Annotated in this window: 15 protein-coding genes; 9 read left to right on the plus strand and 6 right to left on the minus strand. The window is 59.7% G+C overall.

Annotated features, from left to right (window positions below):
• The 5 genes from CBB91_RS11945 to CBB91_RS11965 form a co-directional block, all read left to right on the plus strand.
• Nucleotides 1–766: helix-turn-helix domain-containing protein (locus CBB91_RS11945; protein WP_273014198.1), on the plus strand; the 766-nt coding region annotated here is incomplete at its 5' end.
• 73 nt (nt 767–839) lie between these two features.
• On the plus strand, nt 840–1,139 hold the full coding sequence (locus CBB91_RS11950; RefSeq protein ID WP_273014199.1) for an aspartate decarboxylase: 300 nt from the start codon (nt 840–842) through the stop codon (nt 1,137–1,139).
• Nucleotides 1,140–1,151: 12 nt separating this feature from the next.
• A complete protein-coding gene (locus tag CBB91_RS11955; RefSeq protein ID WP_273014200.1) occupies nt 1,152–1,757 on the plus strand; it encodes a GNAT family protein in 606 nt (201 codons plus the stop codon).
• Complete coding sequence (locus tag CBB91_RS11960) at nt 1,750–1,944, plus strand: DUF4169 family protein (protein WP_273014201.1); 195 nt, start codon at nt 1,750–1,752, stop codon at nt 1,942–1,944. The genes CBB91_RS11955 and CBB91_RS11960 overlap by 8 nt, the downstream gene beginning before the upstream one ends.
• A gap of 69 nt (nt 1,945–2,013) precedes the next feature.
• Nucleotides 2,014–2,136, plus strand: coding sequence for a hypothetical protein (locus CBB91_RS11965; protein ID WP_272983391.1), 123 nt, complete (start codon nt 2,014–2,016; stop codon nt 2,134–2,136).
• A 7-nt stretch (nt 2,137–2,143) separates the two neighbouring features.
• Here CBB91_RS11965 and CBB91_RS11970 read toward each other — a convergent pair whose 3' ends face one another.
• Nucleotides 2,144–3,160 carry a hypothetical protein gene (locus CBB91_RS11970; RefSeq protein WP_273014202.1) on the minus strand — a complete coding sequence of 339 codons (1,017 nt, stop codon included), beginning with the start codon at nt 3,158–3,160 and terminating at the stop codon, nt 2,144–2,146.
• A 148-nt stretch (nt 3,161–3,308) separates the two neighbouring features.
• Between CBB91_RS11970 and CBB91_RS11975 the strand changes: the two genes are divergently transcribed.
• The 3 genes from CBB91_RS11975 (at nt 3,309) to CBB91_RS11985 (ending at nt 7,644) form a co-directional block, all read left to right on the plus strand.
• Nucleotides 3,309–4,418, plus strand: a complete 1,110-nt coding sequence (locus tag CBB91_RS11975) for an NADH:flavin oxidoreductase (RefSeq protein WP_273014203.1) — start codon at nt 3,309–3,311, stop codon at nt 4,416–4,418.
• Nucleotides 4,419–4,811: 393 nt separating this feature from the next.
• A complete protein-coding gene (locus CBB91_RS11980) occupies nt 4,812–7,151 on the plus strand; it encodes a UvrD-helicase domain-containing protein (RefSeq protein ID WP_345906864.1) in 2,340 nt (779 codons plus the stop codon).
• A 58-nt stretch (nt 7,152–7,209) separates the two neighbouring features.
• A complete protein-coding gene (locus CBB91_RS11985; protein WP_273014205.1) occupies nt 7,210–7,644 on the plus strand; it encodes a PH domain-containing protein in 435 nt (144 codons plus the stop codon).
• 208 nt (nt 7,645–7,852) lie between these two features.
• Here the strand turns inward: CBB91_RS11985 and CBB91_RS11990 are convergent, their stop codons facing one another.
• The 5 genes from CBB91_RS11990 to CBB91_RS12010 all read right to left on the minus strand — a co-directional run bounded on the left by CBB91_RS11990 (nt 7,853) and on the right by CBB91_RS12010 (nt 15,600).
• On the minus strand, nt 7,853–11,089 hold the full coding sequence (locus CBB91_RS11990; protein WP_273014206.1) for an efflux RND transporter permease subunit: 3,237 nt from the start codon (nt 11,087–11,089) through the stop codon (nt 7,853–7,855).
• Nucleotides 11,086–12,162: an efflux RND transporter periplasmic adaptor subunit gene (locus CBB91_RS11995; protein ID WP_273014207.1), complete on the minus strand. Its 1,077-nt coding sequence runs from the start codon at nt 12,160–12,162 to the stop codon at nt 11,086–11,088. Before CBB91_RS11995 ends, CBB91_RS11990 begins: the two co-directional genes overlap by 4 nt.
• Nucleotides 12,163–12,343: 181 nt before the next feature.
• Nucleotides 12,344–13,354: a zinc transporter ZntB gene (locus CBB91_RS12000; RefSeq protein ID WP_273014208.1), complete on the minus strand. Its 1,011-nt coding sequence runs from the start codon at nt 13,352–13,354 to the stop codon at nt 12,344–12,346.
• 6 nt (nt 13,355–13,360) lie between these two features.
• Nucleotides 13,361–14,869, minus strand: coding sequence for an amidase family protein (locus CBB91_RS12005; protein WP_273014209.1), 1,509 nt, complete (start codon nt 14,867–14,869; stop codon nt 13,361–13,363).
• A gap of 119 nt (nt 14,870–14,988) precedes the next feature.
• Entirely contained in the window at nt 14,989–15,600 is a 612-nt protein-coding gene (locus CBB91_RS12010) for a superoxide dismutase family protein (RefSeq protein WP_273014210.1), read from the minus strand.
• A gap of 65 nt (nt 15,601–15,665) precedes the next feature.
• On the opposite strand from CBB91_RS12010, the gene CBB91_RS12015 reads away from it, so the two are divergent.
• On the plus strand, nt 15,666–16,373 hold a 708-nt coding region (locus CBB91_RS12015; protein WP_273014211.1), incomplete at its 3' end, for a TlyA family RNA methyltransferase.

The following is a 16,373-nucleotide window of genomic DNA, read 5'->3' on the forward strand; positions in this document are numbered from 1 at the left end:
TAAGGCCTGGCCCGCGCTGGTCGTTGGTGTTCTCTATCTGACATGTCTGATCAACTATCTGGCCCCGGAATCCCACGTCGGTGGCATTTTGGGGGTCGTCGCCAGCATGAAATCCTTGATCGGGTCAGCCATGCTGCTGATGACNTTTGTAGAAGCGATTGACGGGATGAACGCGTCAGCNTCGGAGCGAAGATTTCGCCTGAGCTTTGCTGGCGGATATGCCGGGCTNGTCACNGTNTCNNTGCTNGCNGACCAGCCGGGACTGGACGCNTGGCAAGACGAGTTTCGCATTTTTGCGGCGTCGCTAGCCCTGATGGGGGCNAGCCTTGCTGTGCTGTATCGGCGTCGTAACCCTCTGGAAGTCAGCAAGACGCGCAAGACAGATCGTAGCCGCAGCGTGCCGTGCGATCCGGCTCTGGCGGCGCGGCTGACAACTTTGCTTGAGGTCGACCGGATTTATCTGGAACCGAATATCAAAGTGGCCGACGCCGCTTTGCGCCTGCGAACGCCTGACTACAAGGTCAGCCAGTGCATTGTGTCGGATCTCGGCTTCGCGAACTTCAACCAGTTGATCAATTCGTATCGAATTCAGGAAGCCTGCGACCAGCTGTTGCAGCCGGATCTGGCGGACCAGCCNATTCTGTCTATTGCGATGGATTGTGGCTTTGGCTCCATCGGTCCATTCAANCGCGCNTTCAAGGCGCATACCGGNATGACTCCGAGCGCCTATCGGCGGCAGACCCCGATAGCAGAGTCGGTGCGGTGAGGGCTGGCGGACAGCGCGGCGGTGTCTAGACTGCGCGATAGAGAATCANTTCCCGCCAAGAAAGGCCGTGCTCATGGCAAACGCTCCCGTCGGATCGAAATCCAACCCGTCCCAGTTCGATATTCTGAACAAGCTGGCCGATGACGAACCCTATTTCGTGATCCGGGCACACGACCCGCTGTCGTCTGCANTGGTCGANCTGCACGCCTATATCGGTGCGGGGCAGGCGGGCGCAGCGCACAACAAGCTGGCCGAGATCATGGCGCTCACCTCTGCAAAGGCGCCGCGCCCGGCCTCCAGCCCGAAATACCGGGAAACCTTCGCCATCTCACTGGCGATGGAGCAGTGGCGCGAAACNCACGGCGAAGACTAAAGGCAGGTCCTGTTGCTGATAGAACCTGTTACGCTTCAGAATGAGTTCGTACGCCTCGTTCCGTTCGAGATAGGTGGGCATGCCGAAGCNCTGCGGGACATGGCGGAGCGCTCTGGACAGCGGTTAGCAACCTGGCCGTTCTTCAATCCACCGGGCGACTGGATTTCGGATTGGGTGAAGTCTATCCGCAAGCGCACNGAGGCAGGTACGTTGGTGCCGTTCGCCGTGCTNGCGTCCGATGGACGCTTTGTGGGGATGAGCGCTTATCTGAACCCGGATGCCGCGTCGCGAAATGTCGAAATCGGCATGACGATCTACGCGCCGGAGTTTCAGGGCGGAGCGACNAATCCCGCCTGCAAGCATTTGCTGTTGTCTCATGCTTTCGGGCAGGGGGCCATCCGCGTCTACTTCAATGTGGATGAACGCAATTTGCGGTCGCGTGCTGCCGTTATGAAGCTCGGCGCAACTCAGGAAGGCGTGCTGCGGGACAATCGCATCCTTCCGGATGGATTTGTGCGCACNACCGTGGTGTTCTCCGTGCTGGCGCGGGAATGGCCTGCGGTGAAGGCGGGTCTTGAGGCGCGCTTGTCCGCATTCGAGGACGTGAATGATGGCTGAGCCGATCAATCTGAACAAGTTCCGAAAGGCCAAAGCCAGGGCCGAGAAAGATCAGCGCGCAAAAGAAAACCGCGCCAAGTTCGGCCGCACGAAAGCGGAGAAGTCGCTGGACAAGGTGCGCGCCGACAAGGCCCGCGAGCAGGCTGACGGCCACCGCCTTCAGGATGATCCGGAAGATCGTGGTTAATCAGCGGTTACGAACCGGCCCCTGATTTGCACCCTCACTCCTGACTTTGTTTCAAAGCGGGAGGACATAATGGGACGGATTATTGGAAAACTGGCGATTGCAACCATCGCTTTCGCCGCCGGCATCACCTGGGCCATCATCGCCGAAGCAAATGACGCCGGTGTGCCTTTGACCAGCCTGATCGGGCTCTGATCCGCAATCAGCTTTCCGGCGCGCTCTCTTCCGGGTGGAGGATGGAATTGATCAACTGATCATCCATGCGTCGGCCCGAGACGCGCTCCAGAGCGGTGAAGATGGACTTGGCCTTCTTGTCCTCCAGAAGTGGGATGGCTTGGGCGAGCTCAGCCGCGCGGGCATAGCGCATCTGCGCTGTGGCCATATCCCCGCGCGCCTCGGCGCAGGCACCCAGATTGTGGAGGATGGAGGGTGACTGTGTCCATTCGCGGCCCAGCTCGTCCCATTGTGCACACGCTCCGAGGAAATTGCCGTCCTTTGTCGCCTTCACCGCGGCGGCGAAGCGAGGGTCATTCTGCGCTTCAGGAGTCAGGCCCTCTGTCATGATTTCCGCGCGCATTGTCTGGTAGTAGGGCGCAATGTCATTGCGGAAGCGGTGGACGGCTTCAATCGTTGCGTCCTCTACCATACCGATTGGGGCATTGTAGGGATCGTAGCTCGAATAGCGTGGCTCGCCCCACACTCCCAATTCCTCGCCATTGTAGGGATACTCGGCAATGTCGACACAGCTTTCGCGGCTGGCCCCGCCGAGCTGTTCCTGCCGCAGGACAAGACGTCCCGTGCGGTGATCGATCAGTTCAGCTGTAACCACCACTTCAACCGTCTCTTCGCGGCATTCGGTTTCCACGACAGCGCGGCGTTCGCAATCGAACAGGCCGTCATACTCAACGCATCGCTTCTTGCGTTCGAACCGGGTTTCAGCCTCCCAGGAGTCAATGTCGACACGTCCCTGATAGGTCCCCGCGGGCTCTCCATAGGGGTCTGTGAACCAATACTCCCCGTCGATCACGATCTGGTCGAGCATTGCGGCGAACTCTTCCTCCGCAACATATCCAGCTGGTCCCCGGAACTCTCCGACCAATACGTCCCGATACTCGGCTGCTTGCGGAAAGGTCGGCGCCATCCGGGCTTGATAGTCATATCCGGGCGTTGCGCAGGCTGCAGCCAGAACGGGAAACAGAAGGAGCAGGGCGTGTCTCATGTGGCGAGCTTTCAACAGTTTCAAGTCAGTAGGGTTCAGAGATACTGAACAGACACTGAACCATGCAATGTCTGTCTTTGCGCTGCGTAAATTCTTGACGCGAGGGGAGGGCGCGGCCACCTGTCTCGCAACATTGATGGAGCCCTAAATGACAAGTTCACTGTTCACCCCATTCAAGATCAAATCTCTCGACCTGCCGAACCGGATCGTTATGGCCCCGATGACGCGGTCGAAATCTCCGAACGGCGTTCCGGGCGACGATGTGGCCGGCTACTATGCGCGCCGCGCAGAAAACGAAGTTGGCTTGATTCTGACCGAGGGCACCACGATCCGCCGGGGGGGCGCGTCCAACGATCCGAACGTGCCGAATTTCCATGAGGCGGACTCGCTGGCTGGATGGAAGAATGTTGTCGAGAAAGTCCACGCCAAGGGCGGCAAGATCGCGCCGCAGATCTGGCATATGGGCATGGTCCGCAAAGTTGGCAGCGGGCCGAATCCTGACGCCCCGACGGATAGTCCGTCAGGTATGACGCATACCGGCAAGCAGGTTATCGACGCGCCGACCTCCGCAGAAATTGACGATATGGTCCTCGCCTATGCGGACGCCGCCGCCGAAGCTGAAAAGCTGGGCTTTGACTGTGTCGAAGTTCATGGCGCGCATGGTTATCTGATCGACCAGTTCTTCTGGGATGCGATGAACCAGCGTGATGACAAGTTCGGCGGAACGTCCCTTGTGGAGCGCGCGAGCTTTGCATCGGATATCCTGAAGGAAATCCGCAAGCGCGTGTCGCCGGACTTCCCGGTGATCTTGCGCTATTCCCAGTGGAAACAACAGGATTACGGCGCGCGTCTCGCCACNACACCNGACGATCTTGAGGCCTTCCTGAAAGTGTTCGTGGATGCTGGTGTGGACGTGCTCCATGCTTCTCAGCGCCGCTATTGGGANCCGGAATTCCCCGAAATCGACGGCGAGAATGGCCTCAATGGCGCGGGCTGGGCCAAGAAACTGACGGGCCTCCCAACCATTACGGTCGGGTCTGTTGGCCTGTCAGGTGATTTCATCAAGGCATTCCAGGGCGAAGGGTCCGGCACGCGGTCACTGGATGATCTGGAAGAACGCCTCGCTCGGGACGAGTTTGATCTTGTCGCCGTTGGTCGCGCCCTGCTGCAGGACCCGGCATGGGCGCGCAAGATTCATGAAGGACGTACAGAGGAATTGACTGATTATGATGCAGCGAGCCTCGCGACGCTATCATAGGTCGATTTTTCTTGCATCTGAGGGCAGGGAATGGTTCTCATTAACCAGACGAGGAAACGCTCTCCCGGGTAAGTTCTTCGTCTGGATGGTGGGGACATAAAAGAGCCATCCGGCACAATTTGATGACGAAGTTTTGCGGGGGACCCGTACACGCATTTTCTTCGTCTGCGCTCGGAACCTGCGGGTTTCGATGTCGCTCGTGCGGATGCTTGATTTCCCCTACTCTCGTGGGCTCTGCTCACACCCAAGGTAAGATGCCCTCACACCAGCATCTTGCTTAGCCCTGTGAGGCCGCGTCCCGCACACCTGACGCGTCCTTGCAGGGTTTTTTGATGCTGTCGGTGAACAGTGATCTGCGCCACAAGCCCTGCCCAACAGGGCATTCGGTGCTATATGTTCGCCATGAGTTCCAATCCGAATCGTATGTCCATTTCGCAGATGGCCTCTGCCAAGCCGCCCGCAGCCAAGAGCGAGGCGGAGTATCTTGATGGCCTGAACCCAGAGCAGCGCGAAGCCGTGCTGACGACTGAAGGGCCATTGCTGGTGCTGGCTGGCGCGGGCACGGGCAAGACGCGCGTGCTGACCACGCGCCTCGCACACATCATTGGCACGCGGCTGGCCTGGCCGTCGCAGACGCTGACCGTGACCTTTACCAACAAGGCCGCACGGGAAATGCGCGAGCGGGCCCTGTCCATGTTGGGAGAGGCAGGCGAAGGCCTTCGCTGGCTCGGCACATTCCACTCGATCAGCGCGCAGATCCTGCGCAAGCATGCCGAGTTGGCGGGCCTGAAATCCACCTTCACCATCATCGACACCGATGACCAGATCCGTTTGTGCAAACAGATTATCCAGGCTGAGAACATTGACCCCAAGCGCTGGACACCGCGCTATCTGGCCAGCCTGATCGATGGCTGGAAGAACCGCGCTCTGGTACCGAACAAGGTGCCACCGGAAGAGGCGCACCAGTTTGCCGACGGCAAGGGCATCACCTGTTACCAGATCTATCAGGCACGCCTGAAAGTTCTGAACGCGTGTGATTTCGGCGACCTGCTGATCCACAACATCCAGATCTTCCAGAACAATCCGGACCTGTTGAAAGAGTATCACGACAAGTTCCGCTATATCCTGGTTGACGAATATCAGGATACGAACGTTGCGCAGTATCTGTGGCTGCGCCTGCTGGCACAGGGGTCACAGAACATCTGTTGTGTTGGCGATGATGACCAGTCGATCTATGGCTGGCGCGGTGCGGAAGTGGACAATATCCTCCGCTTCGAGAAGGATTTTCCCGGCGCGCATGTCATCCGGCTGGAAAAGAACTATCGCTCAACCAAGCATATCCTTGCGGCGGCTTCATCCGTCATCAGCCATAATAAGAGCCGTCTCGGCAAGACGCTCTATGTGGGCGATGACAATGCGATCGACGACATTGACGCCTCCAAGGTGAAGGTGCGCGGCCTGTGGGATGGAGAGGCCGAGAGCCGCCTGATTGCCGACGACATCGAAAGCTGGGTGTCCAAAGGTGGAAGCCATGAGGATTGCGCTGTACTGGTACGCGCATCCTGGCAAATGCGGGCGTTTGAAGAACGCTTTATCATGCTGGGCATTCCATACCGCGTGATTGGCGGGCCGCGCTTTTTCGAACGCGCCGAGATCCGCGATGCGTTGGCCTATCTGCGCCTGATCCGCTCACCGGATGATGATCTTGCGTTCGAGCGCGTGGTGAACCAGCCCAAGCGCGGCATCGGAAATACGTCTCTGGCCAAGTTGCAATCCTATGCGCGTGAGGATGGGCGCAGCCTGTTCGTGCTCACGCCCATGGTGTTGCAGACTGACGAAATCAAAGGTGGCGCAAAGCGCGGCCTGACCCAGTTCATCGACCAGATCAATCTGTGGCGTGACAAGCTGACCAACGGCATGCCGCATACAGAGCTCGCCGAGACGATTCTGGAGGAATCCGGCTATACGGACATGCTGCAGAAGGATCGCAGCCCTCAGGCGCAGACGCGGCTGGACAACCTCAAGGAATTGGTACGTGCCATGGGCGAGTTCGACTCGCTGGCCGGNTTCCTGGAGCATATCGAGCTTGTCATGGATGCTTCGACGGGCGGGGCAGGGGAAGACCAGGTCCAGATCCTGACNCTGCATGGCGCGAAGGGCCTGGAATGGCCGGTCGTGTTCCTGCCAGGTTGGGAGGAGGAGGTTTTTCCATCACGCCGCAGCCTGGATGAAAGCGGGATGAAGGGCCTCGANGANGAACGCCGTCTTGCCTATGTCGGCATCACGCGCGCCCGCCAGCATGCCTATATCTCTTTTGTCGCGAACCGGCAGATCTATGGCCGCTGGCAAAGCGTGCTGCCGAGCCGGTTCGTGGACGAACTGCCCCANGAACATGTCGAGGCGGTGTCTGAAACGGGCTATTCCGGTATTCCCGGAGGCGATACCNGATTTACCGGGACGGTCGAAGATCTGGGGGAGCGCTCGAATTACAAAAGCCCCGGCTGGCAACGCCTGAAGGAGAATGCGGGCAANTTCGANACNCGCCCNCCACGNGANGCNACCAATNTGTCGGCCACNTCTGGCGGCCCGTCCGGGTTCAAGGTCGGCACGCGCATCTTNCACGACAAATTCGGCTATGGCCGTGTCGCCCATACAGAAGGCAACAAGCTGACGGTGGACTTCGAAAAGTCTGGTCGGAAGAAAGTGATCGCCACCTTCGTTCAGCCTGTCTGACGGTTGACCGCGCCGTCTATTCGGAATTGGATGNATGCGGGGCAGCGGTGAGGCGCACATGGCCGGATACATCGAGAAGCATCTCTATGAGGGCGAGATACTTCGCCATCGCGGCGCGTTTCATTGGTTTGAGCATGCCAAGGCCTGGCTGATGCTNGTNGTNTTTGGCATTCTGATTGTCGGAATCGTCTATTTCATCGCGAAGATGATCCATCTGAACACAACCGAGTTCGTCGTGACCGACCGTCGTGTTGTGATGAAGACCGGGCTGTGGTCAGCNGATGTGAATGAAATTGCGCTGGACGCGATTGAAGGCAGCACNTTGAAGCAGGGNATTCTTGGNCGCATCTTCGGGTTTGGAAGGCTCTCGATTCATGGCCGCGGTGAAACCCACATCACCTTTCCCTCCATGGCGCACCCGCANAAATTTCGCGCCGAAGCGGAGAAATCGAAACAGGCCGCGATCCAGCCNGGCGGGCCGCTCACCGGATAGGTANGNGATTTCCAAGATCAGGGATTTGCAGCAACCGGGGGCCTGTTCAGGGGGGTAAGGGAAGGCAGGCCGGCCTCGACAAGCGCGATGGGTGGATGCGCTGGTCCCGGAGGACTGGCGAGGCATACCCGGCGCTGCAGGGACAGGTGTTACATGTGGCGNGCGAACGCAATCCGAATGGCGCGTTCATCTGCCGGTCATCAGGACCCTATTCCGCCGCGGGCAGGGAGCGGTCGACGGGGTCGTTCTCATTGGCCGTGCCCGAGGAAGATTGTGAGACCGCGCGCTTGGCTTCACGCTTGCCGCGTACACGATCCTTCANCCGGCCCGCCCAGCGAACGATGCGGTGCGGAGCGAGCAGCCAGACCGGTGTCACCAGCAAGATCATGATGGTTGAGAAACCAAGGCCAAACACAACCGCCGTGGCGAGCTGAACCCACCATTCGGAGCTTGCTCCTCCAAAATTGATCGAGCCTTCAAAGAAGTTGACGTTCATCTGGATGATCATGGGCAACAGGCCACAGATCGTCGTGCCGGTCGTCAGCAAGATCGGGCGGATACGTTGGGCCGCTGTCGCAACCGCGGCTTCTTCAGGCGTCCGGCCATCGCTGAGCAGGCGATTGTATGTATCGATCAGCACGATNTTGTTATTCACCACGATACCTGCAAGCGCCACGATTCCCGTGCCGATCATCAGCTGTGAGACATATGGCAGGATAAGCTGGATGCCGACCACGACACCCGCCGTCGACATGATGACAGCCGTCAGGGTCAGGAAGACCTGCCAGAAATTATTGAACTCCCAAAGCAGGATGATGGCCATCATGAACAGCATGGCCAGCAGGGCCCCCTGGAAAAAGGCGGCGGCGTCTGCGGCATCTTCGTCCGCTCCCTCGAAGCGAACCTCGACTGTGGACGGAATATCCTGATTGGCGATCCAGACCTTCAGTTCCTCGACGATGCCTGCGCCGGCGCCTTGCTCGACCGTATTGGCTCGAACGTCGATCACGCGTGCGCCATCGCGGCGAGTGATCTGACTGACCCGTGGAGCAGGCACACGTTCCACGAACAGGGAAAGCGGAACATTCCCGCGCGGCGTGGCGATGCGCAGATCATCAATCGCGCTGGCGCTCCGGTCAGACTGTGGAAAACGTACACGAATGTCGACTTCGTCCTGCGCATCATCCGGGCGGTACCTGCCGACCAGCACACCTTCGGTGATCAACTGAACTGCTGCGCCAACCTGGCTGATGTCGAGCCCATACTTACCAGCTTCGGCACGGTCGACCTCCAGCTGATATTCAATGCCGGGCAGGGGACGCGTATCTTCGACTTCCCGAAGGTCTGCGCGGGAATCGAGATGCTCGCGGATCAATTGTGCCGTTGAGTTCAGCGCGGCTGCATCTTCAGAGAGCAGGGCGATCTGCACGTCCTTGCCGGAGGGCGGACCTTGCTCACGCGCGGCGATTTCAAATCGCAGGCCGGGCACTTCGCTCAACCGATCACGGATATTTGCCAAGGTGCGACGGCCATTGTGCACGCCGTCTGCTGTGGCGAGGTCGATCAGCAATTGGCCGACCGTATCAATTGGCTTGCTGGACGATCCATCTGGCGAGAAAATCGCCTGACCGGAACTTCCTGCCTCGGTCGAAATGTCCTGTACGCCGTCCATACCGGTGATGGCTGCTTCGGCGCGTTTGACCAGGGAGAGCTGTTCGGCCGTCGAGAGACTGCCTTGCGCCTGAACAAAGACAAAAGCCTGTTCAGGTTCGACATCCAGAAACAGTTCCGATTTGTGCTCGGTTGAGCCGAACCACATGAAGATTGCAATCACGCTGACAATTGCGACGCCGGTGACAGCGAGCGGTCTGGCGATGAGCGATTGTACGATCCGCACATAGCCGCCGAGCCAACCGGTGGCCGACGCCGGATCGGCATCCGCAGCGAGCGCGGCGAGGCTTTCATCCTTGCCGCCCGGACGCGCGCCAATGACGGAGCCGAGCACCGGCAAGAAGATCAGCGCCATGACCAGCGAGGCCGAGAGCACGAAGATCAGCGTGATNGGCAGATAGGCCATGAATTTGCCNGGCATCGAATTCCAGAACAGGAANGGGATGAAGGCGGCNAGNGTNGTGGCNGTNGANGCNACNACNGGCCAGAACATGCGCATGCCGGCCATGGCATAGGCGCGNTTNCGGTNCANCCCTTCCGCCATTTTCCNGTCGGCATATTCGGTNACNACNATNGCGCCATCCACGAGGATACCCACGGCGATGACCATGCCGAACATNACCATCATGTTGATTGTGTAGCCAAANGCGCCGAGCAGCAGGAAGGCCATGACAAATGAGGCTGGGATCGAAATTCCGACAAGCAGCGCAGAGCGCAAACCCAGNGCTGCCACACAGATGATCATCACGAGAACGACTGCGGTAATGATAGAATTCTGCAGCTGTCCGAGCTGGTCGCCGATGAGTTCTGACGCGTCTGACGTGATGCGCACGTCTACGGTATTGGGCCAGCTTNCCTTCTGGGCCTCTACCGTGTCGCGGACGAAATTGGCGGTATCGAGAATGTTGGCGCCGGAGCGTTTGACGATCTGAAGCTGCAGCGACGGCTCACCATTGAATGTGGCGTAGCCGGTCGCGTCCTTGTACGTACGGCGAATTTCGGCGACATCTGACAAGGTCACTGTTGCGTTCTCAGAGCGTTTNACCGGCAGGTTCAGCGCGTCCTGNGCCGTGCGGATCAGGCCGGGGACTTTCACCGCAAAGCTGCCTTCGCCCGTATCAATCTGGCCAGCCGGTACAAGCTGGTTGTTGGCCGAAACGACNGCGTAGATATCCTGATAGGACAGGTTGTAGGTTTCCAGCTTCACCGGATCGACGACGATTTCCAGCACGTCTTCGCGCTGGCCGATAATGGTCGCTTCCAGCACGCCGGGGTTGCGTTCCAGCAAGTCTTGAAGCGTTTCAGCAATATCGTTCAGGCCGCGCTCTGGGGCTTGGCCGAACAAATTCACCACCATGATGGGGAATTGGGAAGCGTTGACTTCGGTAATGATCGGNTCACGCGCATCATCCGGGAAGAAACGTTTGGCGAGGTCTACCTTGTCCTTCACGTCCAGCACTGCCTGATCGATGTCGGAATCGATTTCGAACTCCAGAATCAACTGGCCAGCACCCTCGGCCCCGATGCCGATAAAAGATTTCAGGCCTTCAAGAGACTGGATCTCCTGCTCAATCGGTTTGACGAGCAGGCGCTCTGCATCTTCCGGCGTCACGCCTGCCAGAGGCACGGTGATGCCGACGAACGGAATCGGAATATCCGGGTCGGCTTCCTTGGGCAGGCCGACATAGGTGGCCGTACCGGCAATGATCGCGCAGATCAGGATGGACAGGACCATCCTGGCGCGGCCGATGGCACCTTCTACAATGCGGGTCATGGCTGCGCTCCACCCTGTGGTACGGGCCGCACCTCGACGCCTTCAGCCAGATAGTCCTGACCAATCGANATCAAGCGAGCCGGAGANGGCAGNCCGGTGACCCATGCGCCTTCGGGCGTCTCGTCGATCACCTTCACTTCGGCAAAGCGCACAATGCTCTGNTCNTCCACATAGCGCACACCNAGGTCGCCTGCGTCTGACAGGGTCAGCAGTCCGGGGGAAATCAGTGTGGCGGGGACATCGCCCATCGGAATGAACAATTCGGCGGTGACGCCAGCCGCGACCGGGTCTTCNCCNGTGTCCAGTTCAGCTTCGATCAGGAAGGTCCGTGTGCCTTCATTGGCCGTGCGGGACACATAGCGGAGCCTGGCCGGATAGGTTTGTCCGCTAGGCAGACGGGCTGTGCCGGTCATGTCCGTGGAGAGCTGGCCGGCATTCGCTTCGGCAACTTCGACCGCAACGATGACCGGGTCCATGTCCACCATTGTGCCACATGGTTGGCCGGGGGAGAGATAGTCGCCTGCCTCGGCTAGACGCGTTTCGAAGATGCCATCGAACGGAGCGCGGATCTGGGTTTTGGACAATTCCACCCGCGCGGCATTGACCGAAGCTTCAGCTGCGTCCAGCGCTGCCTTGGCCGCGGCTTCGTTATTGGCCGGGGCCAGGCCTTTCTCGGCCAGCGTTTTAGCCGCCTCAAAATCAATGCGCGCGGCGTCGCGACGGGCTTCTGCTTCTTCCAGTCGTGCAGCACGCGCCTCAACGTCCAGTCCGCAGAGCAGGGTGCCGCGCGAAACATGTGTACCCTCTCGCACCGGTGTCGAGATCACATTGCCTGCGGTGCCCGCTTTCACGGTGACAGATTTGTCGGGTGCGGTCAGGCCCTTGGCCTTCAGGCGAATGCCGTGGGTCTGCGCGGACGCCTCATAAGTCACCGCCTGAGGCGCGACCGTGTTCTTTTCGATCCGCGGTTCCTCGTGCTGGGTGCTGATATCGCCCCGGATCACGCTTCGGATGACGAACCAGGCGAGCAGCCCGGCAAAAATCAGAATGGCAATTTTGACGGATCGGTTCACGGTTCACACTTTCACACAGGGCTGCTTGTGTAGCAGAAATAGGGTACGGCGTCGCCCGGTTAAGGCGACCGATACAGCATAGTTAACAGCGGATTGTTGCGATCCCGCAAAGGTGCTGCAGGGATTTCAGCTTTCAGCGAAAGGTATGATTAATAATCGCCCTGATGCGTAAGGGCGCCAGTCAGATCCAGCGACGCCAACGGAAAAGGGCAAGCATCAGCAAGGTGGCCAGTGCCAGTCCAACCACCAGCAGCGCGAAGGCGCCGGGGCTTTCCACGCCGGGCATGCCGCCAACATTGACGCCGAACAGCCCCGTCACAAAGCTGATCGGCAGAAAAACAGCCGACAGGATAGAAAGTACAAACAGGCGCTGGTTCATGACTTCGGCGCGTTCTTCGATGACCTGTTCCTGAAGCACGGTGGACCGGTCCCGGATCGTGTCGAGCTCTTCCGCCAGACGGGTCACCCGGTCAGCGGATTCCCGCAGGAATAGCAGGTCATGATCAGTGAACAGGCCCGCTTGCGATCCCTCTCTCACCAGCTGGGCCAGCGCCTCTCTCTGGGGCAGGATGTAACGCCGGACCTGAAGAACACGACGTCGGAACTCCGACAGCGTGGAGCGCGGCAGCTTGATGGATGGATCGAGCAGATCATCCTCGAACTGATCGGCCTGCTCATCGAAACGTGAGACCTCGGGTTCCATCCGATCCGTCAGAGCATCGGCCAGTGCGGCGATCAGTCCGCCGGTTGAGGCGGGGGCTTTTCCCTCTTTCACCAGGGTTTCCACGTCGCGCGCGCCGCGGATCGGCTTGGCCCGCAAGGTGATCAGCGCCGTCTCGCTGGCCCACATGCGCAGGGCAAGCATGTCTTCCAGCGCTTCGCCTTCATTGAGGTTCATGCCGCGCAGATTGATCAGGAAGCCCGGGTCATGTCGGACGGCGCGTGGACGCGTGTCTTCCTGAAGAAGTGCTTCTGTTGACAGATGGTCCAGACCGCTTTGGCTCTTCAGCCAGGTGCGGACATCCGGTGACAGCCTGTTCAGGTGCAACCAATAGCGCGCGAACTCCGACAAACGGCCGGACAATACATCCGACCATTCCAATGGCGTCGCCGCTCCGTCCGCCGCAAATCCGTAGCCAAACACCATCGGTGCGTTCGCGAATTCGGGCGGGTGCGGGGCAGGCGTCGTCATCGGCGTCTACAGCGCGGAGACCGGTGGTGTGCGTGACATCCAGGGACGGGCGATTTCCAATTGCATGGCGAGTTCGAACAATAGTCCATCCTGTCCACGCTTGGCCGAGAACATCGAACCGATCGGCAGATTTCCGGAGGACCAGGATAGCGGGACACTCATGGAGGCGGCGCCGGCCACGTTCATGGGGGCAGTGAATGCAGCGAAATTGAGCACGCTTTCCATGACCGTGTCGAAGTCACCATCCGGGGCCTGCTCACCAATCGGCACGGCCGGGCTGCCGGTGACGGGCGTCAACAACACATCAATGTCATTGAACCATTCATCATAAGCGGCTTCGAACGCCTGGAGATAGGCAATGGTTTCAGGCATTTCTGCCTGCCGTGACTGGTACATCGACACCAGTCCAAGCGTCCAGGGCTCAAGAATGTCCGGCCCAACCGGCTTTCCGGAAAAGGCGCTTGCCTGCCCGGCGAACTCCGCTGCGCCAGCGGCCCAGTAAAGCAGGAACTTGTCCGTGAATTCCTTGCCATCCAGAGGAACGGAGAAGTCGCGTACCTCATGGCCAAGCTCTCGACAGAGCTGCGCAACGTCCTCAAGCGCGGCTGTCGTCTCGGCCGCGACACGCGTGCCGCTGATCGTATCAGGCGCGAAGCCGATCTTGAGCGGGCGGTTCAGAGCTGAAATCTCTCCCAGTGGAGCGTAGGTGCCGTCATTCGTCTCGGCGACACGGAACAGTTCGATAGAGTCCTGAACGGATATTGTGACGGCATGATTGACTGAAATGTCGACAGGGGGCGCCGCAGCCGAGCGCGCACCGAGCCGGCCACGAGAAGGCTTGAGACCGAACACGCCGCAAGTCGACGCTGGAATGCGGATGGAGCCGCCGCCATCGCTGGCATGCGCAAACGGCACCACGCGCGCAGCGACCAGCGCGGCAGCGCCGCCGGAGGAGCCGCCGGTCATGCGGGACAGGTCCCAGGGGTTGCGCGTCGCACCGGTCACCAGAGGTTCGGTTGTCGAGGTCAGCCCCATTTCAGGTGTGGTGGACTTGCCGAGTGACACGACCCCGGCCTTACGCCAGGCAGTGGCGAAGGGAGAATCCTGCGATGAGATGTTTCCGACGAAAGCGCGACTGCCCCACAGGGTTTGAGTCCCCTCCCAGTCGAGCAGATCCTTCATGAAGGTGGGGACGCCGCTGAACGGGCCAGGAAGTGGATCCGCGGCCACTGCACGGGCTGTATCGAAGCTTGCCGTGGCGATGGCGTTGATGTCGCCATTTACCGCCTCTGCGCGCGCAATCGCTTTCTCGACCTCAGCGAGGGATGTCGTTTCTCCGGATTTAATACGGCGCGCGATGGTCAGGCCGCTTTCCCAACCGGCAGGTGGCACCGCTTTCGCGGCGACCGGGGTGCTTGCCGGTGTGAGTGCACCGCTGGATTTCTGGCCGCAGGCGGCAAGTGTCGTGGCCGCCACGCCCCCAAGCAAGGCGGCGCGTCTTGTGAATCCGGTCATTTATGGTCTCCCTTGTCCCTTTTGCGCAGCAGACTGAAATGCACTGCATGTTTTCGCAAGGCCAAATGAACCGCCAAGACGGTTTATGGCCCGGCGTCGCAAAAGGGTGGGGTCCGGAACTACTGGATCACGCCGCACGCAACGCGCGCGCCAGCGCCACCAATGGGCTGGGTGAGATGATCATCTTCCTGCGCATGGATAATGATCGCTGAGCCGTCTTCATCGAGCAGGGAGTCGAGCGCAGTCAGGCGGGTGAACGCCTCGTACCCGGCCGATCCATCCGCTGCCACCCAGATATTCGGGAGGTCGCCAGCTTCGGGGCCTTTGGGGTTCAACAGACCGTGCGCCCCTTCGACTTTCCCATGATGGCCGCCTGACTCCTTGAACTCGCCCACATCCTCGCAGGTGCCGACGGCGTGCAAATGCAGTCCATGCCAGCCGGGGCTAAGACTGTCGGGGTTCAGCTCAATACGGATCACCTCGCCATTTGGCCCATCCAGGAAGTTGGCCGTGCCGATCTCATTGCCTTCACTTCCGATAAGCGTAGCCGAAGCGGTCATCATGGATGGGTACACACCCTCATCAGGACCGGGCATGTCTTCGGGACCGGGCATGTCTTCGGGGCCGGGCAGGGTAGGCTCGTTTTTGGGCATTTCCTGAGGGGTCGCGCCCTGTTGGCCACAAGCGGTCAAGGCAATGGCAAGTGCGGCGAAGGCAGTTCGGGTGATCATGGGGGTCTCCTGTCTGCAAGTTCTGGTGTAGGCCTAACGCCCATGTTGCAGGAAGGCTCCCTGACGTGAAGGATCGTGCGGATAAATTGCTGGTAAGCCTCGGCCTGTTCGAAAGCCGGGCGGCTGCGCGCGCGGCAATTGACGCTGGCAATGTGACCGCTGGCGGTGCTCTCGTCAGAAAGCCGTCGCAGATCCTGTCGTCTGAAGACAATATCACTGCCGCGCCCGCACATCCGTACGTGTCACGCGGCGGGTTGAAGCTCGCGCATGGGCTCGATGTGTTCGGCGTAAATCCCGAAGGCCGGCATTGTCTCGACATCGGCGCATCCACGGGTGGCTTCACGGATGTACTGCTGAGAGCCGGAGCGTGTCATGTCGTGGCTGTCGATGTCGGGCGGGGGCAGTTCCACGCATCTCTTGCAATGGATGAGAGGGTCACCAGCCTTGAGGCACAGGATGCCCGTACGCTGACTCCGCAAATGCTGAGCAATGCGCCGTCACTGCTGGTTTGCGATGCGAGCTTTATCGCGCTTGAAAAATTACTTGCTCTGCCGCTGTCGCTCGCAGCAGACCGCGCAGAGTTCGTAGGTTTGTTCAAACCACAGTTTCAAGTGGGTCGGGACCATATCGGCAAAGGCGGATTGGTGACTGACCAGGACGTGACCGAACGAGCGGCCAATGCCTTTGCGGATTGGATGGAAGGGCACGGCTGGCCGATTACAGCCTGGACTGAGAGCCCGATTACAGGCGGCGACGGAAATGCCGAACGCCTG

It is taken from the genome of Hyphomonas sp. TMED31 (genome assembly GCF_002172815.1).
In the GTDB taxonomy this organism is placed as follows: domain Bacteria; phylum Pseudomonadota; class Alphaproteobacteria; order Caulobacterales; family Hyphomonadaceae; genus Hyphomonas; species Hyphomonas atlantica.